The sequence below is a fragment of the Glaciecola sp. SC05 genome, from assembly GCF_041380235.1.
Taxonomy (GTDB): domain Bacteria; phylum Pseudomonadota; class Gammaproteobacteria; order Enterobacterales; family Alteromonadaceae; genus Glaciecola.
In genome coordinates, this window is sequence record NZ_JBGIYY010000003.1 from 149,586 (window position 1) to 175,719 (window position 26,134).

20 protein-coding genes and 1 tRNA gene are annotated in these 26,134 nt (G+C 43.4%); 5 read left to right on the forward strand and 16 right to left on the reverse strand.

The features are described from left to right. Positions 1 to 88: 88 nt before the first annotated feature. Positions 89 to 2,365 carry a DNA internalization-related competence protein ComEC/Rec2 gene (locus tag AB9H30_RS03945; RefSeq protein ID WP_371193345.1) on the reverse strand — a complete coding sequence of 759 codons (2,277 nt, stop codon included), beginning with the start codon at positions 2,363 to 2,365 and terminating at the stop codon, positions 89 to 91. Positions 2,366 to 2,460: 95 nt separating this feature from the next. Between AB9H30_RS03945 and AB9H30_RS03950 the strand changes: the two genes are divergently transcribed. Further along, positions 2,461 to 2,976, forward strand: coding sequence for a DUF2062 domain-containing protein (locus AB9H30_RS03950; protein ID WP_371193346.1), 516 nt, complete (start codon positions 2,461 to 2,463; stop codon positions 2,974 to 2,976). Between the two features lie 315 nt (positions 2,977 to 3,291). Here AB9H30_RS03950 and AB9H30_RS03955 read toward each other — a convergent pair whose 3' ends face one another. Continuing rightward, complete coding sequence (locus AB9H30_RS03955) at positions 3,292 to 3,792, reverse strand: lactoylglutathione lyase family protein (protein ID WP_371193347.1); 501 nt, start codon at positions 3,790 to 3,792, stop codon at positions 3,292 to 3,294. Between the two features lie 105 nt (positions 3,793 to 3,897). On the opposite strand from AB9H30_RS03955, the gene AB9H30_RS03960 reads away from it, so the two are divergent. Next, positions 3,898 to 4,773 carry a LysR family transcriptional regulator gene (locus AB9H30_RS03960; RefSeq protein ID WP_371193348.1) on the forward strand — a complete coding sequence of 292 codons (876 nt, stop codon included), beginning with the start codon at positions 3,898 to 3,900 and terminating at the stop codon, positions 4,771 to 4,773. Here the strand turns inward: AB9H30_RS03960 and ligA are convergent. The 3 genes from ligA to smc form a co-directional block, all read right to left on the reverse strand. Further along, on the reverse strand, positions 4,770 to 6,797 hold the full coding sequence (gene ligA, locus AB9H30_RS03965) for an NAD-dependent DNA ligase LigA (RefSeq protein ID WP_371193349.1): 2,028 nt from the start codon (positions 6,795 to 6,797) through the stop codon (positions 4,770 to 4,772). The genes AB9H30_RS03960 and ligA overlap by 4 nt on opposite strands. Positions 6,798 to 6,869: 72 nt before the next feature. Then, positions 6,870 to 8,342, reverse strand: coding sequence for a cell division protein ZipA (gene zipA, locus AB9H30_RS03970; RefSeq protein ID WP_371193350.1), 1,473 nt, complete (start codon positions 8,340 to 8,342; stop codon positions 6,870 to 6,872). Positions 8,343 to 8,363: 21 nt separating this feature from the next. Next, positions 8,364 to 11,837 (reverse strand): chromosome segregation protein SMC, encoded by a 3,474-nt coding sequence (gene smc / locus AB9H30_RS03975; RefSeq protein ID WP_371193351.1) that lies wholly within the window; start codon positions 11,835 to 11,837, stop codon positions 8,364 to 8,366. A 238-nt stretch (positions 11,838 to 12,075) separates the two neighbouring features. On the opposite strand from smc, the gene cysZ reads away from it, so the two are divergent. Next, positions 12,076 to 12,822 carry a sulfate transporter CysZ gene (cysZ, locus tag AB9H30_RS03980; RefSeq protein WP_371193352.1) on the forward strand — a complete coding sequence of 249 codons (747 nt, stop codon included), beginning with the start codon at positions 12,076 to 12,078 and terminating at the stop codon, positions 12,820 to 12,822. 9 nt (positions 12,823 to 12,831) lie between these two features. Here the strand turns inward: cysZ and AB9H30_RS03985 are convergent, their stop codons facing one another. The 4 genes from AB9H30_RS03985 to pnp all read right to left on the reverse strand — a co-directional run bounded on the left by AB9H30_RS03985 (position 12,832) and on the right by pnp (position 17,951). Further along, on the reverse strand, positions 12,832 to 14,430 hold the full coding sequence (locus AB9H30_RS03985; protein WP_371193353.1) for a hypothetical protein: 1,599 nt from the start codon (positions 14,428 to 14,430) through the stop codon (positions 12,832 to 12,834). 8 nt (positions 14,431 to 14,438) lie between these two features. Continuing rightward, positions 14,439 to 15,320, reverse strand: coding sequence for a lipoprotein NlpI (nlpI, locus tag AB9H30_RS03990; RefSeq protein ID WP_371193477.1), 882 nt, complete (start codon positions 15,318 to 15,320; stop codon positions 14,439 to 14,441). A gap of 132 nt (positions 15,321 to 15,452) precedes the next feature. Further along, positions 15,453 to 15,755: a DUF1244 domain-containing protein gene (locus tag AB9H30_RS03995; protein WP_371193354.1), complete on the reverse strand. Its 303-nt coding sequence runs from the start codon at positions 15,753 to 15,755 to the stop codon at positions 15,453 to 15,455. A 75-nt stretch (positions 15,756 to 15,830) separates the two neighbouring features. Continuing rightward, a complete protein-coding gene (gene pnp / locus AB9H30_RS04000) occupies positions 15,831 to 17,951 on the reverse strand; it encodes a polyribonucleotide nucleotidyltransferase (protein WP_371193355.1) in 2,121 nt (706 codons plus the stop codon). A gap of 293 nt (positions 17,952 to 18,244) precedes the next feature. Between pnp and AB9H30_RS04005 the strand changes: the two genes are divergently transcribed. Beyond that, complete coding sequence (locus AB9H30_RS04005; RefSeq protein WP_371193356.1) at positions 18,245 to 18,619, forward strand: hypothetical protein; 375 nt, start codon at positions 18,245 to 18,247, stop codon at positions 18,617 to 18,619. Positions 18,620 to 18,633: 14 nt separating this feature from the next. Here the strand turns inward: AB9H30_RS04005 and nhaR are convergent, their stop codons facing one another. Beyond that, positions 18,634 to 19,536 (reverse strand): transcriptional activator NhaR, encoded by a 903-nt coding sequence (nhaR, locus tag AB9H30_RS04010; RefSeq protein ID WP_371193357.1) that lies wholly within the window; start codon positions 19,534 to 19,536, stop codon positions 18,634 to 18,636. Between the two features lie 203 nt (positions 19,537 to 19,739). Here nhaR and AB9H30_RS04015 point away from each other — a divergent pair, with 203 nt between their 5' ends. After that, entirely contained in the window at positions 19,740 to 20,078 is a 339-nt protein-coding gene (locus AB9H30_RS04015) for an HPF/RaiA family ribosome-associated protein (protein WP_371193358.1), read from the forward strand. A 35-nt stretch (positions 20,079 to 20,113) separates the two neighbouring features. On the opposite strand, the gene AB9H30_RS04020 is transcribed toward AB9H30_RS04015, so the two are convergent. From AB9H30_RS04020 to ftsH, 6 genes are all read right to left on the reverse strand, one after another. Continuing rightward, positions 20,114 to 20,198: transfer RNA gene (locus AB9H30_RS04020), tRNA-Leu, on the reverse strand. A gap of 17 nt (positions 20,199 to 20,215) precedes the next feature. Beyond that, on the reverse strand, positions 20,216 to 20,602 hold the full coding sequence (secG, locus tag AB9H30_RS04025) for a preprotein translocase subunit SecG (protein WP_371193359.1): 387 nt from the start codon (positions 20,600 to 20,602) through the stop codon (positions 20,216 to 20,218). A 12-nt stretch (positions 20,603 to 20,614) separates the two neighbouring features. Beyond that, complete coding sequence (gene tpiA / locus AB9H30_RS04030; RefSeq protein ID WP_371193360.1) at positions 20,615 to 21,349, reverse strand: triose-phosphate isomerase; 735 nt, start codon at positions 21,347 to 21,349, stop codon at positions 20,615 to 20,617. Between the two features lie 88 nt (positions 21,350 to 21,437). Beyond that, positions 21,438 to 22,784: a phosphoglucosamine mutase gene (glmM, locus tag AB9H30_RS04035; protein ID WP_371193361.1), complete on the reverse strand. Its 1,347-nt coding sequence runs from the start codon at positions 22,782 to 22,784 to the stop codon at positions 21,438 to 21,440. Between the two features lie 13 nt (positions 22,785 to 22,797). Then, positions 22,798 to 23,634, reverse strand: a complete 837-nt coding sequence (gene folP, locus AB9H30_RS04040; RefSeq protein ID WP_371193478.1) for a dihydropteroate synthase — start codon at positions 23,632 to 23,634, stop codon at positions 22,798 to 22,800. A gap of 151 nt (positions 23,635 to 23,785) precedes the next feature. Then, on the reverse strand, positions 23,786 to 25,720 hold the full coding sequence (ftsH, locus tag AB9H30_RS04045; RefSeq protein ID WP_371193362.1) for an ATP-dependent zinc metalloprotease FtsH: 1,935 nt from the start codon (positions 25,718 to 25,720) through the stop codon (positions 23,786 to 23,788). Between the last annotated feature and the right edge of the window lie 414 nt (positions 25,721 to 26,134).

The window sequence follows — 26,134 nt, forward strand, 5'->3', positions numbered from 1 at the left end:
TAACGCGCTGGAGCTATTCTGACAGTCTCATTGCTATCGCTTTATGTTATGTGCCGTCAGAAGTATACCCGAAGGCCATCCCATAAGGCTAATTTGGTGCTTTAAAGTACCAGCGATTGTAACCATGTTCTCGATAGGTTTGCACCTTTGTTTTATTTGGCGCAAAAACAAACTCAACCGCGCCCTGTTTACCCGTATGGAAAATTTGGCTATCTAAACGCTGATATCTTTGCACTACCTCATCATGAGGAAAGCCCCACCGATTCGGATGCCCCGCAGAAAATACCACGTAACGAGGCGACACCGCAGTAACAAAATCATCGGTAGACGACGTTCGGCTGCCGTGATGAGGCGCAATTAAAATATCAGATTTAAGGCTTCCACTCTCTTTATATATTTTCAGTAAAGCTTGCTCAGCCTCTCGCTCGATGTCGCCGGCAAATAATATACGAGTGCCATTTATCTCGAGTGTAATGACGCAGCTATGGTTATTTTCCTGCCCATCCTCGGGACTTAAGGGCCACAGCACTTGCAATTGCATTCCTACCTGTTTGAGCTGTCGCGGATCAAGGGCGTCTGTACTGCACATATTTTGCGGTGACAATACGTGATTGATTATTGTTTGACGCCGCAAAGCCGTCATTCCGCCTGCATGATCATTGTCTAAATGGCTGAGAAAAATCAGTTCTAGTGTACTTATTTGGTGATGTTGAAGTGTGGGTAAAATGACTGCTTCAGCCATAGAAAATCCAGAGGGGAAACTTGCTCCGGTATCAAACAGCCACGCAAGCTCTTTCATTTGCGCATTTTTGAAGCGAAGTAAAGCCGATGAACCCTGACCGACATCAAATATGACAAGAGTAGGATGTAAAAAAGGATGCGTTTGTGAACGCACTATTAATACACACATACAAAATACGATTAGACGTTTTTTGTAGCGCCAAAATGGCAGCAAACAAAGTATCAAGGCCACCACCATAATACTTAATGACAATGACCCTAGATAAAAGCGCTCTATTGCAAAGGCATCTGAGGTCTCAACCGTTTGGCGCATAATCAAAAGCGTTAGCTCCATCGCGTCGTCTGCAAGCTTAAAAATCAAGGTATAAAAAGAACAAGGTAAGCCCATGATCATTGAAAACGTGCCAAGAAGACAAAGTGGTACCAGCACAAAACTCACCCAAGGCACAAGCAATAGATTAGCAAACAATGCAAACACTGGAAGTTGCCCAAATACATATAGAGTAAGCGGCATAGTGATTACGCATAACCATATTTGTAAATAAACTGTGTACTTTACCTTTTTCCAAAATGTCAGACTTGAGCTGGGCATGAATCGCCAAACAAATAACCAAATACTCAGCACGGCAATAAAGCTAAACCAGAAGCTCACGCCTAAAATAGAAAAAGGAAATAAGATAAAAAAGCTGGTAATTAAATACAGTAACACCGCCGGCAAGCGCCAATGCGAGCCGGTGATAAGCAAGTAAGTCCAAAATAGTAAAGCTAAAATTGCTCTAAGTACGGGGATCTCAAAGCCAGCTAAATATGCGTACACCAAGCATAAGACTGCAGCAACAGCCGCACTGGCTTTGCCAATTTGATATTGACGAAACCCCAGCAAGGCTGAGCTTATCGCCAATGGCTTTGACACAAAAAATAAGCAATAGCCAAATACAATCCCTACATGCAATCCTGAAATCGCGAATAAGTGCGCCGTGCCACTTTTTTGCAAAAGCTCCCAGTCTTGATCACTTAACTCTCCTCGGTACCCAAAACTGAGAGCTTGTAACCAACTGCTGTGGGGGAGCTCTATTTTCCGCATAGCATCAATGCTTTGCTGCCTGAAACTGAGCTGTTCGTCTAAGACTTGATTGCTATTGCTATCTATAACATAACCGGTTGCTACAATATTTTTGCTGGCTAGCCAAGTCTGATAGTGAAAGGTATGAGGATTAGCCAGACCTGAGGGAGCTTTTAAGTTAACCAGTAATCTAAAGCTCTGTCCCTGCTTTGGTAAATAATCAGATCGATACCAACTGAGCCTTACTTGCGGCGAATGGCGTAAATGCTGCTTACCTAGTTTATTTATCTGAATATTAAAACGGATAGCTTGATGTACAAAAGTAGCATTTTCATCTTGAGTTTTGGCAGTTTCTGCAGGGCTTATCGAAGTGACACGCCCTTCAATGAGAACATTTTGATTAAGTATATTGCTGTTGAGTTGCCAAGCGGTATACCAATAGCCCATACTCGATGCCCAGACAAAACCCAGTAATGCACCGCTCAAACTTGCCGATAACGAAAAATAGATACACAAAAAGGCAAGTACACTGGCAATAATTATCAGTGAAACGTGAGGCAATATAGGCCATAATGCACTGCTTACAAATATTAAGGAAAACGCTAGGAGCGCTTTGTCTGTTGATATCAATACAAGCCCCGACACTTTAGACTATTATGCCAAGAAAATTTATTAAACGGTTTCTCCCTGATCACAACACTGTGAAAACGAATAGATCGTTGAAAATCTTCGGTACACTCTTACACGACCCAAATCTGTGGCATTTAAATAGACGCTCTGCAAAGGGTGCGTTTGGCTTAGGCTTGTTTTTTGCGTTTTGGCCAGTACCCTTTCAAATGATATTGTCATCAGCTGCTGCTATTGTTCTTAGGGTAAATTTACCGCTCTCTATCGCCACCGTCTGGATCACTAACCCCTTTACTATGCCAGCTATATTCTACGGTGCTTATTTGGTGGGGAGTACTGTACTTGGGACTGAAATGTCGACATTTCACTTCGAGTTAAGTTGGCGTTGGGTATTTGAATCACTGCACACTATGGGCCCGGCTTTTTTACTTGGGTGCTTTATTTGTTCGGTGGTTGCAGGTCTGATTGGTTATTTTGGCTTGGACGCCATTTGGCGCTGGTCAGTCAATAAGGCTTGGAGGGCCAGAAAATCTTACAAACTCTAGCGCTCAAGAAGCAACTAGAGCCCCTAACTGGTCAAACCGGCTCCATGATCGACCGCGACATACAACGACAAAAAAAGCATCATAGTTTAATGGCTAAAGGGCTGTTTTAGTTATTTTCCTGCTGTTGAAATCCCCTTGGATATTGATTCATCCTGCTTCATTACCGCGCAGGCGGCAACCTCCCCACTCCTCCCCGAAAATCAAAAAACAGTCCTTTTCAATAAAACCGGAAAGAATTACAAATACTCCTCGGGTCCATGGTATCTGAAGTTCGCACTCCGGCTTTACTCTTTTGCAATGCTAAACGGTAAAAATTTAGTAAGCACCTGCGCTGTAAATAAGCTCATAGCTGTGGCTGTAAATTTCAAGAATGTTGCCAAATGGGTCTTCCATATAAATCATGCGATATGGCTTTTCACCAGGGTAATAGTAGCGCGGTACTTGCATGCGCCTTTTACCGCCCGCCTCAACAATGCGCTCCGCTAAGCCTTCTACATCTGGGTCTTGTACACAAAAATGAAAGATACCCGTTTTCCAATACTCAAAGTTGTTTTCTGGGTTTTCTTGGTTTTTAAATTCAAAAATTTCAACGCCTATACGGTCACCTGTAGAGAGGTGCGCAATTTTAAATTTTTCCCATTTTTCACCAAAGACCTCTGTGCACATTTTTCCAATTGGGCTGTCATCTTCAGTGATTAAGGTTGGCTGCATTATGGTGTACCAACCCATAACTTTAGTATAAAACTCTACAGCTTTCTCAACGTTTGGAACAGAAATGCCGATGTGCGAAAAACTTCGTGGATATACCTGATTCATATTAGTGCGTCCTATTTAAGGTTTACTTACTTGATGCAATCATCTTACTAAACGATTACCATCAAGTTAAATTATCAATAATTATATTTATGAGTACGCTTTGTAATGATAAATCCAATATGGTTGAATACGTTTTGTACGCTGGTTGAGATAAACCACTTTACTCATACGGCTGAGCGTTTGCATATGACGCAGTCAGGTGTGAGCCAACATATTAAAAAATTAGAACAACAAGTGAATTGTGCACTGCTTGAGCGCCACGGAAAAAAGTTTTCGCTTACAGTACATGGACAAAATCTATATCAGAAGGGAAGTGTATTACTAAAAGATTGGCAGTTTTTAGAGCAACAATTAATAGATGATTCGCCTACTAGCGGTTTAATAAAAATACAGTCACCGGGTAGCTGCGGTTTGCAATTTTACAGCCTATTACTGGCACTACAAACTCGACATACAGGGCTTATTATAGACTACCGTTTCGCGCCAAATATAAGGATTGAAGAAGCGGTTGCTAACCATAGCGTCGATATCGGATTTTTAACGCATGCGCCTTCGCTTATTGAAGTGACTAGCCAAAAAATAGGAACAGAACAATTATTATTAGTTACACCCAGCAACATTGAGACACCAAAATGGCAAACGTTATGCAATTTAGGTTTTATTGCACACCCGGATGCTAAACATCATGCACAGTTACTCCTTAGCGAAAACTACCCAGAGTTTGAACATATTGACCAAATAAAGCAGACTGGATTTTCCAATCAAATTAGTTTGATACTGGAGCCCGTCAGTCTAGGCTTGGGTTTTACCGTTCTACCCGCGAACGCTGTAAGCGCATTTAATAAACCTAAGCTTATAAAAACGCACCATTTGCTTAATCCAATTAGTGAACAAATTTATGTGTGCTATCACCGCAATAGACCACTTGCCAAACGAATGAATACTGTAATTGACTTAATTAAGGCAGGATTAAACACTTAATCTCTAGTCTTTAAAAAATCAACTAAAGCTTGCTCATCCCAGATTTCAATACCAAGTTCCGTGGCCTTGCTGAGTTTTGAACCCGCCTTTTCACCAGCGACTAATAAATCTGTTTTTGCAGAAACACTGCTCGACACTTTTGCACCAAGTTCCTGAAGTTTCGCTTTTGCTTCGCTTCTGCCCATTTGCGAAAGTGTACCGGTGAGCACTATCGTTTTGCCTGCAAAAGGTTGTTGATCAGCAGGGGCAATTTCAATCTTGGGCCATTTCACACCCGATGCGACCAACTTCTCGATTATCTCGATATTGGCAGGCTCTCGCATAAACTCATAAATATGATTGGCAACTATTTCGCCCACGTCTTGTACTTCGATCAAAGATTCTTTATCTGCGGCTACTACATTTTCTAAGGTCAAAAAATGAAGCGCTAGGTTGCGCGCTGTTGCCTCACCTACTTCTCGTATGCCTAATGAATACAAAAACTTGGCGAGGGTAGTATTCTTTGCGGTGTCTAAGGCCCGCAGTAAATTCACCGCAGACTTGTCTCCAAATCTGTCTAGCGAGCACAGCCGAGCAAGATCTAGATGAAATAAGTCGGCAGGGTTAAGAATCAATCCTTGTTCAACCATTTGTTCTACCAGTTTATCGCCCAGTCCATCGATGTCTAGGGCCTTGCGAGAAGCAAAGTGTTTAATCGCCTCTTTGCGCTGGGCAGAACATACTAAACCACCCGTACAGCGCGCTACCGCTTCGGAGTCGATTTTTTCAACGTGCGACTCACAGACTGGGCAATGTTCAGGAAAAACGATGTGATGAGCCTCCGCGGGGCGCTTTTCAAGCACAACCGATACCACCTGTGGGATCACGTCACCGGCTCGCCTGATGATAACTGTGTCGCCAATCATTACGCCTAAACGATTGATTTCATCTTGATTATGAAGGGTTGCGTTTGAAACTGTCACGCCACCTACAAACACCGGTTGCAGTCGAGCTACAGGCGTAATGGCACCGGTTCTACCAACTTGAAACTCAACATCATTGAGCACCGTAAGCTCTTCTTGAGCAGGGAATTTTTGTGCTAATGCCCACCGCGGAGCTTTTGAAACAAAGCCTAAACGTCCCTGCAAAGCTAAATTGTTCACCTTGAACACGACACCATCGATGTCGTAACTGAGTTGGTCTCGCAGGCGTCCAATCTTATTAAAATAATCAACACAGGCTTGCGCGCCAACTACAGTGTCGGTTTCTTTGCAAAGCGGTAATCCCATTTTCGCTAAAGCCATTAAGCGCTTGGAGTGTGTATCAGCAGCCTCGATTTCCCCCCCTTCAACTACTCCGACCGAATATGCATAGAGCCGTAACGGTCTAGAAGCGGTGATTTTAGAGTCTAGCTGTCTTAAACTGCCCGCCGCTGCATTTCGAGGATTCGCAAAGGTTTTTGCGCCATTGTCTTTTTGAGTCTGATTGAGGGTTTCAAAACCATGCTTTGGCATAAACACTTCACCGCGTACTTCCATGCGTTGAGGTAAATTATCACCGAGCAGGCGAAGCGGCACATTAGCAATGGTTTTCACGTTCTCGGTAATATTTTCACCGGTTTGGCCGTCGCCACGAGTAGCGGCTCGAATGAGTATGCCGTTTTCGTACATGATGGAAACCGCTAGCCCATCAAGTTTAGGCTCGCAAGCAAACTCGATGGGCTCACTAATATTCAAACGGTCGTGTATGCGCTGCTCAAAGGCCTTTAAATCATCATCTTCAAAACCATTGTCTAAGCTCAACATCGGAATTTCGTGGGCAACACTCTCAAACTTACTTAACACTGCTCCCCCTACTTTTTGCGTAGGAGAATCTGCTGTTTTTAAATCTGGACGTTTTCGCTCTATCTCAATCAGAGCCTGCATCAATCTGTCGTATTCAGCGTCGGGCACACTTGGTTCATCAAGCACGTAGTATTGATATGCAAACGTTTCTAACTGCTGTTTGATACTTTGATGTTGGTTTTCTAAAGAGGTGTCAGACATGTCACTTTGTTTACTTAGCTAATAAATTAATAGTGAATAAAAAAGCAAGGGCTAGTAAAAGTAGCCTTTGCTTTATCGACTAAAACGGCTGCGCTCAAATTCGCGGATACGCTCGGAGTAGTGCTGCAGGCTTTGCTTAGAAAGCAGCACTTTATTGCCGTCGAGAATTTTACAATCAAACTCCTCTGAAATTTTACGCGCTGCATTGTGCATCATATTAAACACTTGTTGAGCCTCGCCCTCAATGGGCAACATCATAAACAAAGACACGCCTAAGGTTGTGAAATTTTCGATATTGTCGATGTCAAATACACCAGGCTTAAACATGTTTGTAAGACTAAACAGTATTGGCCCTTTACCATTGGTATTCACATGTCGATGAAAAATATCATGCTCACCAAATTTAAAGCCTAAAGTTAATAACATGGGTAATAACGCTGCGCCGCCGATGGGATTCTCTGCGTTAGCCCTCACATTTAATACTAAAACGTCTGATTGCGGTGCAGGTTTTTTAGCATTTGAAACAGCGTCGTCACCAATTTGAGGAGTGCCGAGTTTAGGCTCATTAAATGCCGATCCTTTTGCGGCGGCGCTTTCAAAGTCAATACGCATTTGCTCATCGCTGCTACCATTAGCACCTTTTACATTCGGTTCTTTCCTAATTTTTTCAGCAACGGTTTTCTTGCGACGGGTAACAAAGCGTTTGGCTTGCTCAGCAAAGCTCAATTCTTTTTCTACTCCAGCTGGCTTATCTTGCTTGCCAGCTTCTGTTTTCACAACTTGGGGCTTGACCGGGCCATCTTGTACATTTAACGAAAAATCAGGTGCGGGCTCTTGCTCAGTTGCATCACTAGCAGAACTTGCAGGCTCATTCGCATGTGAGTCATTTAATGAAGGATCCGCAGTCGCCGGAGTCTTTCTTAACAAAAACTCAGGTGGCTCAGGAATATCCGTTTCTTCATTTGTGCTATCTGGATTTTTGTTTGCTTTATGAAAACCGGGTTTGGGCTGCGTGACTACCCCTGAATATAATGGCGCTGATTTAGCCACATTTGATGCATTGTTAGATTCCTTATGAGCACCTTCGTTATTAGTTAGCGGAGAGCTGTGAATAGGTTCTTGTTCATCTGAGGAAATATCTGCGAGATCGTCAATAATCACTCGTTTTTTTGCCTCAACACCATCTAGCAATTCGTCTTCGTCGACCAATAAAGGCGTGCTTGTTATGGTGGCATCATCAATATTCTCGCCGTTTTGTTTGGTGTCATCACCTTTGGCGACTGAGGAGGTGATATTACCGGTGCTGATCACCCTTGCTTGACTAACACCCACATCATCATAAACATTCTCAATATCATCATCGGCGTAGTCGCCATCATCGCTGTATTGCTCATCAAAACGAGGTTCGTAAGATCTCCCTGCTTGAAAATTATTGGGCTTGCTTTGTCTTTTGTTTTTACGAATAGTCCAAGCGCCATGCACTAATATGCCGACAATAAATACTATGCCAATCACAAAAAAAGTAATACGGAGTTCGTCTTGCATTACAGTCCTATATTTTAGTTATTATTCGGCGATAGCTAAGGCTTCTTCCATATCCACAGCGACCATCCGCGACACACCGGGCTCTGCCATAGTCACACCGCTTAAATGAGTTGCCATTTCCATCGCGACTTTGTTATGCGTAATGTATATAAACTGCACAGTTTTGGACATCTCTGATACTAGTTTACAGAAACGTCCCACGTTTGCATCATCTAATGGCGCATCAACCTCATCTAGTAAGCAAAAGGGTGCAGGATTGAGTCTAAATATCGCAAATACTAATGATAGTGCGGTTAAGGCTTTTTCACCACCAGATAATAGCGCAATTGTGCTATTTTTCTTCCCTGGCGGTCTCGCCATTATCGTGACCCCTGTCTCTAAAAGATCGTCGTCAGTTAAATCCAGATAAGCCGAACCACCCCCAAACACCTTGGGAAACAATATTTTCAAATCGGAATTAACTTGGTCAAAGGTATGTTTAAAACGAGCGCGCGTTTCTTTATCAATTTTGCGCATTGCATTTTCGAGGGTTTCTAAAGCTTGGCTTAAATCGTTGTTTTGGTCGTCAAGATGTTGCTTGCGCTTAGCCTGCTCATCAAATTCGTCCACAGCAGCTAAATTGACCGCGCCTAAACGAGAAAGACTACCAAGAACTTTTTCTAAACTATCTTGATACGCTGACTCCTGAGCGTCGTCAGGTAGGTCTTCAAGTACATCTTTCACCAAAATTTTCATTTCGGCCAACTGTTCCAAAAAAGACTGTGCTTTTACTATCGCGGTTTGCGCCTGCAGTCTTTCACTTTCCATCTGTGCTTTTACACGATCAAGCTTTTGGTTGATGCCGACTTGGCCCTTTTCTATATTTGTGATTTGCTCTTCAATTTCAGTAAGAACCTGTTGTTTTTCATTTTGACGCTGCTCTAAAGCTGCTTTTTCGTTAAGCATTTGCTGGAGATTTTCCTGCTGTTGCTCACTGGGCAGCAGCAAATTTTCTGCCTCATCTTTGAGTAATAGCAGTTTTTCTTCGTTTTCTTGAATTTGCTCTTGTTTGTTCTTTCGTTGCTCTTGAAGAATTTGAAAACTGTTTTGCAGTCCTTGGCTTTCCAAGGCTTGTTGATACAGCTTTTGCTGAGTGTGCTGAAGCTGGCTATTGAGCGCTTGAAGCTGAATATCAACACCCTGTTTGTCAGAATCTACATCAAATTTCTTAGCTTCGCATTCAGACACCTCGATACTTGCGTCTTCAATCTCCGCCGTCAATATTTCACATCTCATTTGCTCCTGATATAGAGCCTCTTGTTGATTGGCAATATCACTTTCAATGCGCCCTACTCTTAAGTCTCTCTTTGACTGTAAAACCTTGGCACTATGAATATCTCGGCTGAGCAAAGCATGGGCATTTTGCTGTTGATTAAGGAGCTTTGCCAGTTCAGCCGTTTGCTGCTGAGTCTCTAGCAAAGTTAGCTCTGTTTGCTCTAGCCTATTTTGCATATGCGAACATTGAGTTTGTTGGTGCACTAAGCTTTTTTGTAAGACTGCGATTCTGGCCGCCCTGAGTGTTTTGCCATCGGTGGGTTTTTCTGACGATATATACAAGTCTTTTGCAAATATTTCACCATCAAGAGAAATGACGTACTCACCAGGATTGAGTGAATCACACAAGGCAATCGCTTCGGCGCTATCTTTGGCAATTAAAATTGCGTTGAAAACGCTGGGGACAGATGATGCTTCAACGTAGCTAGCAAGCGACTGTTGCCGCTTCTGTGATACGAATTTATCGGCCAAAAACAGCGGCTGTGTACCGTGTTTTGTTGCGGCTGCTATAGCAGCATGGCTAAGTTGAGATACCACAATCGCGTCTGTAAATAATCCTAAGGCAGTCTCTAGTGCTTTCTCATAGCCTTTTTGTGCAGTAAACGCTTGCCAACTTGGCAAAAAAGAGTGAGCGCTCAGGTAATCAGCAAGCTTGTCACTATTGGTGGTTTGTAGCTCAGTTAGTGCATGTAGCTCAGCTTGAGTTTTAATTACTTCGGTTTGAGCATCTTTGCATTGTGTATCGGCAGTTTCACGGGCTATCGCAGCGGTTTCATTGGCCTTAGTGGCCATTGATTGCTGCTGATGAAGTTTGCTAATCTCGTGTGAAAGTTCATGTAGCTTAGTCTCTAAACGCGCAATTTCTTCACCTGATGCGTCTTGCTCATGCTGCGTAAGCTCAGATAACTCTGTTTGCAATTCCGCAATACGAGACTCTGTGCGCTGCTGCAGACTAAGAGTCTGCTGTAGCTGACTATGTTTAAGTTGGAGCCCTTGTTTAAGCTGGTAGTAGTGATCTTCGGTCTGTTTGAGCGCGCTTGCTAAGGCTTTACTTTTCTCTTGATATTGCTCTTGAGTGTGAGTCAGTTCGTCTAACTGCTCCTGTAATATAATAGTGTCTGGCTGAATATCTATGATTTTGCTTTGCGTACTATCGAGCTCCTGTGCAATAGCGCTGAGCTGCAATTCAAACTCGTGGCTTTGCTGCCGGATATGTTGAATTTCTGCCTGAATTTGATTCCCGCGTTTACGCGCAAAAAGCTGAGATTGCTCCAATTTAGTAATGTCATTACCCAAAGTGTATATGTGCTGCTGTAAATCAGCCAAATCCTGCTTAGTCATTGACTGTTCATTTTTCAAAGCTTGTAAACCTGATTCGTCGCCCTGTTTAGACGACAACAAGCCATCTAATTCGGCTTGAAAGTTGGCAATCAGCTCATCTGACCGCTTCAACATTTCTGACTGGGCTAGCCAGCGCAATGTGGCCAATTGCGCTTTAAGCGAACGCTCTTGGGCTTTTAATTCTTTATAGCGATTAGCGGCAGCCGCCTGTCGCTGGAGTTTGGCAAGCTGATCGCCGAGCTCTTGTCTAACATCATCTAGTCGCAGAAGGTTATCTTTTGTATGGGCAATTCTGCTTAAGGTTTCTTTGCGGCGCTCTTTATATTTTGAGATCCCAGCGGCCTCTTCAATAAAGACTCTTAGCTCTTGCGGCTTAGATTCTATCAGGCGAGAAATCATGCCCTGCTCTATAATGGCATAGCTACGCGGGCCAAGTCCGGTGCCAAGAAATAAATCAGTAATATCTCTGCGACGACATTTACTGCCGTTGAGCAGGTAACTAGACACCGCATCTTTGGTTACCACGCGCTTGACCGACAATTCACTGTAATTGGCAAACTCTCCACCGATGCGACCTGAGCTATTATCAAACACTAATTCAACCGAACACTGTGAAACCGGCTTGCGAGCGCTTGAGCCATTAAAAATGACATCAGTCATCGAATCACCACGCAAATTCTTTGCGGAACTTTCACCTAAAACCCAACGCACTGCATCAATGACATTAGATTTTCCACAGCCATTGGGGCCCACCACAGCCGTCATATCGCCAGGGAATGGGATGCTAGTTGGATCAACAAAGGACTTAAACCCTGCTAGCTTAATTTTTTTTAAACGCATTTATTTCGGTGCTTACTGTTTGATGCATGCTTTTAGCCGCCCATCATCCTTACCGCTGCAGATTATTAATATCGATTCAGCTACACATAAGATAAATATACTGCGCATTGCTACCCATGCGCAACAAAGCAAAGGGGTTTGATTGCAGAAAAACTTCGTAACAATTGAAAATTTCTTTTTTGACATAGTCAGATATACTAAGCGCTTAAGAATATTTACAAAAAGGCAGTCAGTTAATATGGAACACAGAGGTGGGGCGAGTTACTTTTTTCAAGGTTTTGAATTAATTCGGACAAAGGGCTTGAAGCGTTTTGTCTTTGTGCCGCTGTTTATTAACATTATTCTATTCTCCATCGCTTTCTATTTTATCTTAGATTACATTCAGTTTGGCGTAGATTACATCATTGGCTTCATTCCTGACTTTTTAGGATGGCTAAAAGAGGGGCTTATCTTTGTTTTATGGCCTATCGCTGTGATCACTGTTCTGTTGGTTTTTGCGCTTCTTTTTGGGACCTTAGCCAATTGGATCGCCGCGCCGTTTAATGGATTGCTCAGCGAAAAAGTTGAACGTCATTTACTGCAGCAAGATTTGGGCGATGAAGGCCTTTTCGATGCCGTAAAAGATATACCAAGAACGCTAGGCCGGGAAATGTCTAAGCTCGCCTACTTTATTCCAAGAGCGCTTGGATTCTTGATTTTGTTTTTCATCTTACCCCTCGTTGGGCAAGTACTCTGGTTCATGTTTAATGCATGGATGATGGCTATTCAGTATTGTGACTACCCTTTTGATAATCACAAAATAGGCTTTAAACCTATGCGCAGCCAGTTATTAGAGCAAAAACCAGCATGCTTTAGTTTTGGACTTATGGTGAGTTTGTTTTCGCTGATTCCGATCCTGAATTTTATAGTCATGCCTGTGGCTATTTGCGGGGCAACGGCAATGTGGACTGAACGGTTTAGAGAGGCAGCCCTTGCAAATCAGTAGTCTAATGGGCTAATAACTGAGAACATATTGCCAATGTGTAATTGCCTCAGCGTGATTGGCATTTCTTGCCACGTGCAACAACTCATTAGCCGCTTCAATTCGTTCTGATTCCTTGCCAAGCTGTTGTTGCCATAGTGAAAGGTACAGCTTGGGAATATTTTCTGTATCGTGATGCTCAAGAAAGGTAATACCTGTGCTTGGCTTATAAGCGGCTTTGTCATAGCGCTGACAAGTTTTACTTGGGGCAATGCTCAGTGCTTCTGTCGAAGCATCCTGCCATTTCAGCATCTTCACATTATTCAATTCACCCCCTTCACTCTCAACCATTAAATTGGGAGCTGTGGGTGAGCCGCAGTGCAGGCTTGCCATTTGTTTAGACAATGCATACTCGTCAACAAATCCCGCAAAATGCGCAAGCTCATGCACAAAGACCGAATATTCGTCGGCACGATCGAGGTACATAACACCTCTTTGCACATATGCTTTGCCCGCATCCGTAATTACCACTAAATGCGTAAAGTTTGGCGGCCTCAAGACTTCAGCAAAGGCTTTTAAGTCACAATTAATTCTTGCGTTAATAGCTTGATTCTTGCAAGCAAGTACATTTTTTGGCAGCCAGACTACTGGATTCATGCAAATCGAAAGCCCCTCAAAACGTTCATCTTGTTCAAACTGTCGTTTAATTTGATTGGCTCTCACAACGGTTTCTAAAGAACTCGCGACAACTTGGAGCTGTTGGCTGCACCACGTTTTTCGCAGCTGGCGCATTGGTGCATCATTCGCAGCGAATATATCCGTCAGCTTCGATTGTGCCTGATTACTTAGCACTTCTAAGTAGTCTTGAGCTTTATCCACACCGAGCATCGCCGCGCGAATAAAGGAGGACTTAGCCTCTTCTACCTGACCTATTTGCCAGTATAAGAGCCCTAAATCAAAGGCACTGGCGCCATCATACTGAGAAGACTTTTCGAGCCAATATAAGGCCAGGGTGCGATTCTCTTCACGAATATTAACAAGTACATCCAAATCTTGATCAGCTGCAGGCACACTGGCAGCGTGTTGGTGATAATATTTGGCTAATGTAATCACTGCCGGCACATAGCCCTCGCGAGCTGAATTTTTAAGAAGTCGCAAGCGCTCTTGCCTGTTGTTCAACAACAAGGACAATTCAAACTGGCTCTGAGGGTGATTTAGGTTTGAAGCAAAGCTAAACCATCGCGTTTTATCCCGCTCATTATTACTGTGTACGGCAAGCGCATAAGCCGCTTGAGATTTAATTGTTTTAAACGCCCCATGTGATATCAAATGCTCAGTCTTTACATCGCTTGTTGTTTGAGCATTTTCTTCAATATCTAACAAGTATTGTGTAAAAGGAAGTAATGCTATCTGCGTTAACCAATACTTGTCTTTATCGGTTTCAGCCAAAACCAACAGTGTATTGGCGGCTTCTTGATTGCCTAGCCTTGCGCTTTTATATAACAAAGGATGGGATTGAGAGTTATTGAGAGTATTCGCAAAAGACAGTAGCTGATATGAGCTAGCGTTGTCACTGCCCGATATCAACAGCACCAAGATACAAATCGGCGCTATGATAAAGCGTTTAAGCATCTGTTTATCTAATCTTTAGCACGGCTTGAAGCGCGAATATTCGCCAGTTCAATACGTGCATATTTATGTTCAACGTACTCATGGACATTAGTGCTTAAGGATAACTTAAAATAATTTGCAGCAGTTACCACATTGCCCCTATATGCGTGATACTTACCTAAGTAAAAATACGCTTCACACAGGCGGTTATTCAACTCAGTCTGAGACTGCACGTCCATAATAAGCTCAGCGACTACCGTTGCTTCATCGACTTTGCCTAAATAAAAGTCAACTAAGCTGGTAGACCATTTGTCATTATCTAGCTCCTTGCGACGGCTTTCCAATTGCTCAAAAGCATTCACTTCGTTTAGCTGCCTAGCCGCAATATAATGCCACAACACCCGAATAGGGTCAGACTCATCTTTGTTTAAGAATGCTAAGGTATCTTGCGCCGCGAGCTCACTGCGGCCGCCATAATACAAAGCAATGCCTCGGTTGAGTAAGGCAAAGTGATAGTCTGGATTGATTTCTAAGGTGGAATCAAAGGCTTCATAAGCCTGAAGAAACTGCCCTTCTTGAGTATAGTGCACACCCACAGAGTTATACGCCTCAGCCATATCGGGTTTTAGACGCAGTGCCTCAGTGTAATCGAGCAAAGCTAAACTCTTTAAGCCAATAGAGTCATAAGCAATTCCCCTTTGAAACAACAGCTCTGCTCGCTCTTCTTCATTCAGCGGAGCCTGATACAAAATATGGGTATAACGAGCAATGACAAGCTGTGCACGTTGACTGGTTGGCTCGGGCTCGGCTAACAATAAAGAATTTACCGATGGGCCTTGACGCGATGAGCTACAGCCACCCACAAAAACGACCATTAGCAAAACAAGAAGACGCGCTGAGCCTAAATTAATCACTTATAAACAACCTTTTTAAATTTTTGAATAAACAATGACTGCCGCATTGCCTGCAAAACAAAACAGACTTTGAAAGCTGACGCAATAAGTGTACTCAAATAACAGCAATATGCCTAGAGCTTGAAATGTTTAAGCGTTTTTTCGCTGTTTACGGAGTTCAAACTGCGCCTGCTGTTCATCAGTCGCTGGCAGTTGGTGGTGCTCCTTCCAGTCAGCATAAGGCATTTTATAAATATGTTCGCGCGCTTCCGGATCTGTCATATCAATATTACGAGTATGTGCCTCTTCGAGATACCACTTTGACAGACAGTTACGACAAAAATCGGCTACGATCATCAAATCAATATTTTGTACGTCTTTATTTTTATCTAAGTGGTTTAACAGACGTCTAAATGCTGCTGCTTCTAGCTCTGTTTGAGTTTGTTTATCCATTTATATTTCCTGTTGTTCTATTTAAAAAAAAGGAGCCACTAGGCTCCTTTTATACATTTAATCGGTTTGAATAGTTTACTCGCTATCGTTACCGCTAGCTTCTGGTGCTTGCGGTTTTTCTAGCAATTCTTTGATACTTAAACGTACACGATTTTGACGATCAATTTCCATGACTTTAACATCAACCGCTTGGCCTTCTGACAAATGGTCAGTCACTTTGTTTACGCGTTCATGAGCGATTTGTGAAATATGTACAAGTCCTTCTTTGCCAGGTAATACTTCAACAAATGCACCAAAATCAACGATGCGCATAACTTTACCATGATAAGTAGCACCTACTTCGAGCTCTGCAGTTACTTGCTTGATACGATCAATAGCAATATCGGCTTTGGCTTTTTCAGTCGCAAAAATCTTGATGGTACCGTCATCTTCAATCTCGATGTTAGTATCAGACGCTTCAGTAATTGAACGGATGGTTGCACCACCTTTACCAATCACGTCACGGATTTTGTCTTGATCAACTTTCATCATGTAGATACGCGGAGCGTATTCAGACATTTCATCGCGGTGACCCGAAATCGCTTCGTCCATCACGCCTAATATATGTAAGCGCGCTTCTTTTGCTTGCTTAAGCGCAATCTGCATGATTTCTTTAGTGATACCTTCAATTTTGATGTCCATTTGAAGTGCGGTAATACCGTTGGTAGTACCCGCCACTTTAAAGTCCATGTCACCTAGATGATCTTCGTCACCCAGAATGTCAGAAAGTACTACAAAGTTTTCGTCAGATTTAACTAAGCCCATTGCGATACCTGCAACAGATGCCTTAATCGGAACACCGGCATCCATAAGCGCTAGTGAACTACCACAAACAGAAGCCATTGAAGACGAACCGTTTGACTCAGTAATTTCAGATACCAAACGCACTACATATGGGAATTCTTCCGCTGAAGGCATTACTGCCTGCATACCGCGTTTTGCCAAACGACCGTGACCAATCTCACGACGCTTAGGAGAACCAACAAAACCCGTCTCGCCGACGCAGTATGGAGGGAAGTTGTAATGCAGCATAAAGCGGCTATCTTCACGACCACCAAGTGCGTCAATCATCTGTGCGTCACGCTCAGTACCAAGAGTTGCAACCACAATCGCTTGGGTTTCACCACGCGTAAACACGGCAGAACCGTGTGTTCTTGGTAACAGGCCTGTAGCCATATCAAGGGCACGGATGGTTTGAGGATCACGTCCGTCTATACGTTTTTCACCGGCTAAAATACGCGAGCGTACTGCTTCACTTTCAATTTCATGACAAAAACCGCTGATTTCTTTTGCATCAAGCGTTTCATCTGCTGCAATTAAATCGGCAATAGTTTTTTCAGTCACAGCGGTTACAGCATCTTTACGCTCTAACTTGTCAGAGATTTGATATGCCGCAAGCATTCCGTCAAGGGCCGCTGCTTTTACTTTGTCTTTAAGATCTGTGTTTACAACAGGAGCAACCCAGTTCCAAGAGGGCGTATTCACTTCAGCAGCAAACTCTCTTATCGCGTTAACAACCGTTTGTGATTGCTCGTGTCCGTATACCACGGCACCTAACATTACGTCTTCTGACAATATGTCCGCTTCTGATTCAACCATCAATACAGCGCTTTCAGTACCCGCAACTACTAAATCTAATTGACTATCGGCAGTTTCTGAGGCGCGAGTATTTAATACGTATTCGTTATTGATATAGCCAACGCGCGCAGCACCAACAGGCCCGTTAAACGGTAATCCTGAAATCGCTAGAGCAGCCGAGGTACCAATCAATGAAATTATATCAGTAGGGATGTCTGGATTAGCAGAAAGCACGGTAATGATGATTTGTACTTCATTCATAAACCCATCTGGGAATAATGGACGAATTGGTCTATCGATTAAGCGAGAGGTTAATGTTTCGCTTTCAGAAGGACGACCTTCACGCTTGAAAAATCCACCAGGAATTTTACCAGCTGCGTAGGTTTTTTCTTGATAATTTACGGTTAATGGAAAGAAGTTTTGATCTGCTTTTGCTTCTTTTTTACCCACAACAGTAACTAATACTGCCGTGTCGTCCATGCTTGCCATCACAGCTGCTGTAGCTTGTCTGGCGATTACACCTGTTTCTAAGGTGACAGTATGTTGACCATACTGAAATGTTTTTGTAATAGGAGTCACACTCTATCCTTTATTTAATCTATGATTTATAAGCTTTTTATCGCGCACGCATTATAGCGGTAAGTCTCACTCAATACCACGATAATAGGATTTTTTCGTTTAAAAACAATTTATGGACGGCGCTATGTAGATATTGGGCTGTTTGTTCGGGTGCATCTTATTCGCGATTAATACCTAAGTATCTACGCTAATCTGCACCGCGTCTCTAACGTAGTCGATAGTATTTTTATCGAGATCGAATCCTGTGTGTATCGCCAACACGGTCAATTTTAGCGGGGAGCAGAGCATTTATTATGACGCTTATGACGATAAAAGACTTTAGAGCAAGGCCCTGCAGCATAGAATATTTAACGCTATACAGCGCCTGTACTAGCCTCTTGCTTTCAATTACAGCCGCAAGCTTTGGACAATTAGAACCTGCCTGGGGAATCGCAATATTTTGTTACTTGATATTAAGCATGGCTTTTTTAGGCTTCTGTCGATTCAAGCGCAATGCGCGCGCCACACAATTCTATATCGAATGGTTGCGCGCTTTACCAAACAGCGACCTTGCAACGCTAACTTACCGTTTAAAGGCCCAGAGCAAAGAGCGTGAATTAGTCAACAGCTTGCATATTGAAGCTCTGTCAAAACCTAAAGCTAAATGCAAGCGACCGACCCTTGCCTAACATTTTCTTTTGCGCTATTTAAAAATTATATCTCGAGCCGTGCTGCATACTGCAGCAACCGCTGGGTGCGTTACCTTTCTTTCTGCTGAAATTGCATAAAATTTTTGTTTGATGTCTGACAATCTACCAATGACTTCCAAGCCAAAGTTATCCTTTACCTCATCCTCAATGATGGTAGGCATAAAGAATATTCCAAAGCCGGCTTTACCAAATGATTTCATCAACGCACTGTCATCATATTGGCCTCTTATTATCGGGTATATATTCGCATCGTGACACCACTTATCAAATAGCTGACGAATAGCATTTTGTTTGGTTGGCAACAGCACAGGTGCTTCATTTAAGCAGGCAGGAAACGGTCCGCGCAAATTCTTGGCAAGCGACGGGGCGGCAAAAAAAGATAATTCAGATTGCCCTAAATAGTGATTGTAGGCTTTGATACTAAAAGCGCTAGATAAGGGCGTGTCGGTCAATACCATATCTACTTCGTGCACAGCCAGTTCACCGAGTATGGTCTCAACAGGGCCCTCTCTGCACATTAAACTGACCTCTTGCGATAACGACAATGCTGGTTCTAAAATTTTGTATACGATGGTTTTTGGCAAGGCGCTAGCCGCACTGACAATGAACTCTGACGTTCCTACCAATGGTGCGCCTCTTAATACGTCTGTAAGTTCTTTACCCAGTTCGAAAATGTCATCTGCATAGCGTAAGACCAAGCGTCCAGTTTCGGTTAAACGCAAGCGTCTGCCTACTCTATCAAACAGCGGTTGGCCAATACGCTCTTCCAGCATACTGAGCTGTCCGCTTATGGTTTGTGGCGTGATAAAAAGCTTGTCGGCTGCCCGAGCAATGCTACCCTCTGTTGCGACTACCCAAAAATAATGAAGGTGTTTATAATTTAAATTCTCTGCCATAGGTGTCCGCCGATATATCCCAACTGTTGGCGCTTAGCGCGCATCTGATTCTAAAATCATCGATACATTCAAGGACAAGTAAACTTTCCTTTCCAAGAGTATAGCTCAGTTTTTCCGATTAAGTGTTATACATATAATCGAATTTATTCGTTCACTTTAAGTTGATAATGTTTTAAGCGTGGTAAGACTAAATTGAAGTTGAGATGGAATATAAACTGAAGTTAACAAACATTTCCTTGAGTGAGCATGAGCGAGATTTAATAGATACGCGCATGTCCCTGGGGCTGACTCGCTTTGCCAATCTTATTTCTAAGTTCGAGATTAATCTAGCACGCAAACCAAAAACCGAGAACAACCTGCCTATCGTTTGCTCAGTAAAGGTAAATCTTCAAGCCGGGCATGAAATAGAGGTATACGATAGTGCAAACAGCGCCGATGCTGCACTGAGTCAATCAGTGCAGCGCACCAAGCGAGCAATAGAAAGGCACCTGCGTCATCATAGAGGCCCTAGGTTAGGCTCTAGTATGACTAGTCGAACATAAAAAAACGAAGCAATTGCTTCGTTTTTTATTTAAATTGGTGCGGAAAGGGGGACTCGAACCCCCACGGCCTAAGCCACCACCCCCTCAAGATGGCGTGTCTACCAATTCCACCACTTCCGCAAATACTTTACTTAACACTAATTTGGAATATCTGACGCCGCCTCTGGAGTATCTTCAGGAGAAGCAGGCACAGATTCAGAGCTTGGAATATCAGAAGGAATGACTCTCTCTACTGGCATAACCTGCTCGATTGGGATATCAATATTTTGGAAACCGTCCACGGCTTCTTCTTTATTTACCGACATGCTGCCTATCATCAAACTAATGAAAAAGAATAATGAGGCCAACACTGCCGTAGTTCTTGTCATAAAATTGCCAGAACCGCTTGAGCCAAATACAGTGTTAGAACCGCCAGCGCCGAATGATGCTCCCATGTCTGCACCCTTGCCTTGTTGGATCAGCACAAACCCAATTAGCATCAATGCAACCACCAAGTAAGACACTAACAAAATTTCATATAACATTGTTTTTCCTTTTTAACCTGCCGCTTGGCAAATTATATTAAAATCATCTACTTTAAGACTAGCACCGCCAATAAGACCACCGTCTATATCAGCCTGTGCGAATAATTCAGCCGCATTATCTGCATTCACACTGCCACCATATAAAATCTGCATCTTTTGAGCGTCTGAATTTGTCTTACTCAAATGCGTTCTTATAAACGCATGCACTTCCTGCGCTTGTTCAGGTGAAGCAGTTTTACCGGTGCCTATTGCCCATATCGGCTCATAAGCAATTACGGCTTTCTCAAAAAATTCATTACCACAAATATTTACTACCGCATCTATTTGCGCTTGAACAAAAGCAAATACCTCACCTGACTCTCTCACTTCTAAAGGTTCGCCAATACAAAATATGGGCGTGAGACCGGCATTCAAGGCACACTTTACTTTCTGAGCCACAAGTTCGTTACTTTCATTATGGTCTTGACGCCGCTCAGAGTGACCCAAGATCACATAATGGACGGCTAAATCGTTTAACATCGAGCATGATATATCGCCAGTATGGGCACCCTTTTCATGCTCACTAATATTTTGGGCACCTACTTTGTAGTGACTGCCGACCGCATTCGCTAGATAAACAGCGGGAGGACATAGCACAACATCGGTGTTGTCAGGTACGATTAAATGCTGTTTAAATTGTTCAAGTAACGCCCGATTGCCGTTCATCTTCCAATTTCCAGCAACCATTTTTTTACGTACATGACTCATATCACAACTCCTTTCGTGCACCCGCGCGCAAAGCGGCGCTGATATTAACTAACCATAGCCAAATATACAAGCGGCTAATGTGAAAAATTTACTTGCCCGCGAGCGCTTTTACTTCATCCGCAATCTTATTAGCCCAAGTTTCAGACATGTCTTTATCTTGCGCCTCTACCATTACTCTAATTAAAGGCTCTGTACCGCTTTTTCGTAACAGCACCCTGCCGCTATTACCCATGCTTTTCTCCGCTGCAATCACCGCATTTTTAACCCTGTCAGAGTTCAATGGATTTTGACCTGCGTCTTTGAATTTCACATTTATCAGCGTTTGCGGAAACTTCTTAAATCCAGAAGATATTTCACTTAAGGACATGTTTGCTCTTAACATGGCGGCAATGACTTGCAGACCTGCAATAATTCCGTCGCCAGTAGTAGCATATTGTAAATTCAAAACATGCCCCGAATTCTCACCGCCGATACACCAGCCATGACGATTAAGCAGCTCAATAACATAACGGTCACCTACGTCTGCGCGTTCAAAAGGCACGCCCAACTGCTCTAAGGCTATCTCCATGCCTAAATTCGACATTTTAGTGCCAACCACGCCACCTTGTAAGTTTCCGGACTTCAATGCATCGCGCGCGATGATAAAAATAATTTGGTCACCATCAATTACATTACAATGTTCATCAACCATCATAATCCGGTCACCGTCACCATCCAGCGCAAATCCAAAATCGGCACCGTGCTTTTTAACCGCTTGAATAGTCGATCTCAAAGACGTTGCGCCTACTTGGTGGTTAATGTTTAAACCATCAGGATCGGTGCCAATTTCGATAACCGTGGCACCTAATTCTGAAAGAACGTTGGGTGCAATATGATAAGTTGCACCGTGCGCACAATCGACCACAATTTTCATTCCGCGCAATGATAGGTCCGATGGAAAAGTACCTTTGCAATATTCTATGTAGCGCCCTGCGGCATCGTTGATGCGACTCGCCTTACCAAGTTTGTCACTTGCTACGCAGGTCATAGGTAATTTCATTTGTTGCTCAATAGCAATCTCAATGTCATCGTCTAGCTTTTGACCATTAGAAGAGAAAAACTTGATGCCGTTGTCGTAATAAGGATTGTGTGATGCACTGATTACAATACCCGCTTCAGAGCGAAAGGTTTTGGTTAAATACGCGATTGCTGGAGTCGGCATCGGCCCTAGCAAACCAATATTTATGCCAGCCGCAGACAGTCCGGCCTCGAGAGCAGACTCAAGCATATATCCGCTGATACGTGTGTCTTTGCCAATTAACACCTTGTTAGTGCCAGTGCCGGCAAGGATTTTACCTGCCGCCCAGCCGAGCTTAATTACAAACTCAGGGTTAATTACACTCTCACCTACTTTGCCACGGATACCATCGGTACCAAAATACTGTCTTGTCGACATGCGCATTCCTTGATTAATTTATTTGATTTAATTTTCGTATTATTTGGGCCACATCCATGGCCTCTTTCACATCGTGAACTCTTAGTACGCTTGCACCAGCAAGCGCTGCAATTGTATTGACGGTGATATCCCCTGCCAAGCGATCATTTACTTCTCGGCTGAGCAGTTTACCAATCATCGACTTTCTCGACAAACCGGCTAATACCGGTAAATCAAACTGAGTAAAATGCACGAAGTGTTTTAGCATTTCAAAATTATGATCGAGAGTTTTACCAAACCCAAAGCCTGGGTCTAGCATTATTTGTTTGTAGTGAAAACCAGCGTCAGTTAGGCGTGCAATTTGTTCACTGAAAAAACCCGTAATAGTGTCTACAACTGAGTCATACTTGGGCGCAATTTGCATGGTTTCAGGCTTACCCTGCATATGCATAATACAGCTTGGGATATTGTGTTTAATTGCTAACTCAGCAGCCGTTTGAAGTGCGTTGGGCTCGCGTAGCGCTCTTACGTCGTTTATCAAACCAGCACCATTGCTAACGGCTTCTTTCATCACTTCTGCTTTGCTGGTATCTATTGAAATAATAACGTCAAAGCGTGAGGCTATGGCAGCGATCACTGGGATAACTCTATCTAACTCTTGCGAGAGACTAACAGGAGTGGCACCAGGGCGAGTAGATTCTCCGCCAACATCTATAAATGTTGCGCCGTGTTCCAGCATGTTTTGAGTGTGTCTGAGAGCGGCATCCAATTCGTTAAACTGCCCACCGTCAGAAAATGAATCAGGGGTGACATTTAATATACCCATAATTTTTGGTGAATCGAAAACAACGGTCTTATCTTTAAATGTCATCATTCGTTATGTACCTGAGCGAAATGCTAGCGCCGTATCATACCGTAATTGTATGAACAGTTGACACATAGTCAGTCGAAAAGTGCAAAAATATACTGCAAAAACAAAAACACCGGCCTTAAAAGACCGGTGTTTTAATGTATACCAAAATTTAATTTGATGGGTTTGCTTCACCTTCGCCGTCGGCTTTCGGCTCATCTTTACGGCCAACGTCAAGCTTGTCACCACCAGACGGAGGTGCAGAGTTAGAACGTTCGTCTTTATCCCAGTCGGCTGGTTGACGCACTTCTCTTCGCGCCATCAAGTCGTCTATTTGTCTGGCATCAATCGTTTCATACTTCATTAATGCATCTTTCATCGCATGCAGAATGTCCATATTGTCGCGCAACATCTGCTCAGCACGTTTGTAGTTACGATCAATCAACAACTTTATCTCGGCATCAATCATGCGTGCAGTTTCATCTGACATGCTAGATGACTTTGTCACAGAGCGACCTAAAAACACTTGCCCTTCTTCTTCAGCAAATAGTTGTGCGCCCAATTTTGATGAAAGACCCCACTGCGTCACCATCTTCTTGGCAATGTCGGTGGCGCGCTCAATATCGTTTGAAGCACCCGTTGTTACCATTTCTTCACCGTAAATAATCTCTTCGGCCAAGCGACCACCATAAAGGCTCGAAATCATACTCTCGAGATGTCGTTTGTTGTAGCTTACGCGGTCTTGCTCGGGCAAATACATAGTTACACCAAGCGCTCTACCGCGAGGAATAATAGACACCTTATACACCGGATCATGTTCTGGTACGAGACGGCCAACAATGGCATGACCCGCTTCATGATAAGCAGTCATGGCTTTTTCTTCTTCCGTCATGACCATAGATTTGCGCTCTGCGCCCATCATGATCTTGTCTTTTGCTTTATCAAACTCTTCCATCGATACAACGCGACGGTTAGTACGAGCAGCAAACAGCGCAGCTTCGTTTACTAGGTTTGCTAAATCTGCACCAGAGAATCCTGGCGTACCGCGGGCTATTACAGATGCTTCAACATCGTCGCCTAGCGGCACTTTGCGCATGTGTACTTTGAGTATTTGTTCGCGTCCACGTATGTCAGGCAAACCAACCACAACCTGGCGATCAAATCTGCCTGGACGCAGTAAAGCAGGGTCCAATACGTCAGGACGGTTTGTTGCTGCGATAACGATGATGCCTTCGTGTCCTTCAAATCCATCCATCTCAACTAACATTTGATTAAGGGTTTGTTCGCGCTCATCATGCCCGCCGCCTAAACCCGCGCCACGTTGACGACCTACCGCATCGATTTCATCGATGAAGATGATGCAAGGGGAAGCTTTTTTGGCCTGTTCGAACATGTCACGCACTCGTGAAGCACCCACACCCACGAACATCTCGACAAAGTCTGAACCAGAAATTGCGAAGAATGGCACCTTAGCTTCACCGGCAATGGCTTTTGCTAAAAGTGTTTTACCGGTTCCTGGAGGACCGACCATCAAAATACCTTTAGGGATCTTGCCACCTAATTTTTGAAATTTGGTTGGGTCTCGTAAAAAATCGACTAATTCCGATACGTCTTCTTTGGCTTCATCACAGCCTGCTACGTCTGCAAAAGTCGTTTTAATCTGCTCTTCGCTTAGTAACTTGGCTTTGCTTTTACCGAATGACATCGCACCGCGACCGCCGCCGCCCTGCATCTGACGCATAAAGAAAATCCATACGCCAATAAGCAACAACATCGGAAACCATGAGATAAATATTTGCGCTAAGAAGTTAGGCTTGTCTGGCTCTTTGCCAAACGCCCTGACGTCGTTCTTCGCAAGATCAGACATTAACTGGTCATCGCGATAAGGAATGTAAGTCACAAAGGACTCGCCGTTGCGCTTGATTCCTTTGATTTCATTTTGACTGATTGTCACTTCGCGAATGTCACCGCGCTGTACTTCAGACAGGAACGTGGTGTAGTCAGTTTGTGCTCGGACTGCTTCTTGTCCAGAAAAATTCTTGAACACCATCATTAGCACAACTGCAATGAATAACCACAAGATGAGATTTTTTGCCATGTCGCTCAACGCTACTTACCTCTAGTCAATAAGCTTAATTTAAAATTGAATGCAGACCTTCATGCTTGAACAGCCTGCCTGCAAGACTACTATACTTTGTTTACGAGTGCCACCAAGATACTTGCTATTAGTGACCTTTACACACTTATAAATTGCCCATTTGTATGCGCACAACCCCTTCGTTAGCGGCCCACTTCCTCTAACATCTTTCACAGCCCTCTACTACTCTTTCGTATATCAATTGTTTGCTAAATAATACGACAACACATTAACTACGTTGTTCCTAACAATTTCGGTCAACAATAGATCAAATAGTGCATATTGTGCATTTTGCGCTGTAAGCGATTCGCTCCACTGTGCACACGAGGTCTTTATTTATTTGCCGGTTTAAATCTGCAAGCGATATGCGTGCCATATTCTTAA

Coding starts and splice junctions, on each gene's coding strand:
- AB9H30_RS03950 (WP_371193346.1), top strand. CDS start 2,461: ATGCCAAGAAAATTTATTAAACGGTTTCTCCCTGATCACAACACTGTG.
- AB9H30_RS03955 (WP_371193347.1), bottom strand. CDS start 3,792: ATGAATCAGGTATATCCACGAAGTTTTTCGCACATCGGCATTTCTGTT.
- AB9H30_RS03960 (WP_371193348.1), top strand. CDS start 3,898: ATGATAAATCCAATATGGTTGAATACGTTTTGTACGCTGGTTGAGATA.
- ligA (WP_371193349.1), bottom strand. CDS start 6,797: ATGTCTGACACCTCTTTAGAAAACCAACATCAAAGTATCAAACAGCAG.
- zipA (WP_371193350.1), bottom strand. CDS start 8,342: ATGCAAGACGAACTCCGTATTACTTTTTTTGTGATTGGCATAGTATTT.
- smc (WP_371193351.1), bottom strand. CDS start 11,837: ATGCGTTTAAAAAAAATTAAGCTAGCAGGGTTTAAGTCCTTTGTTGAT.
- cysZ (WP_371193352.1), top strand. CDS start 12,076: ATGGAACACAGAGGTGGGGCGAGTTACTTTTTTCAAGGTTTTGAATTA.
- AB9H30_RS03985 (WP_371193353.1), bottom strand. CDS start 14,430: ATGCTTAAACGCTTTATCATAGCGCCGATTTGTATCTTGGTGCTGTTG.
- AB9H30_RS03995 (WP_371193354.1), bottom strand. CDS start 15,755: ATGGATAAACAAACTCAAACAGAGCTAGAAGCAGCAGCATTTAGACGT.
- AB9H30_RS04005 (WP_371193356.1), top strand. CDS start 18,245: ATGACGCTTATGACGATAAAAGACTTTAGAGCAAGGCCCTGCAGCATA.
- nhaR (WP_371193357.1), bottom strand. CDS start 19,536: ATGGCAGAGAATTTAAATTATAAACACCTTCATTATTTTTGGGTAGTC.
- AB9H30_RS04015 (WP_371193358.1), top strand. CDS start 19,740: ATGGAATATAAACTGAAGTTAACAAACATTTCCTTGAGTGAGCATGAG.
- secG (WP_371193359.1), bottom strand. CDS start 20,602: ATGTTATATGAAATTTTGTTAGTGTCTTACTTGGTGGTTGCATTGATG.
- tpiA (WP_371193360.1), bottom strand. CDS start 21,349: ATGAGTCATGTACGTAAAAAAATGGTTGCTGGAAATTGGAAGATGAAC.
- glmM (WP_371193361.1), bottom strand. CDS start 22,784: ATGTCGACAAGACAGTATTTTGGTACCGATGGTATCCGTGGCAAAGTA.
- folP (WP_371193478.1), bottom strand. CDS start 23,634: ATGACATTTAAAGATAAGACCGTTGTTTTCGATTCACCAAAAATTATG.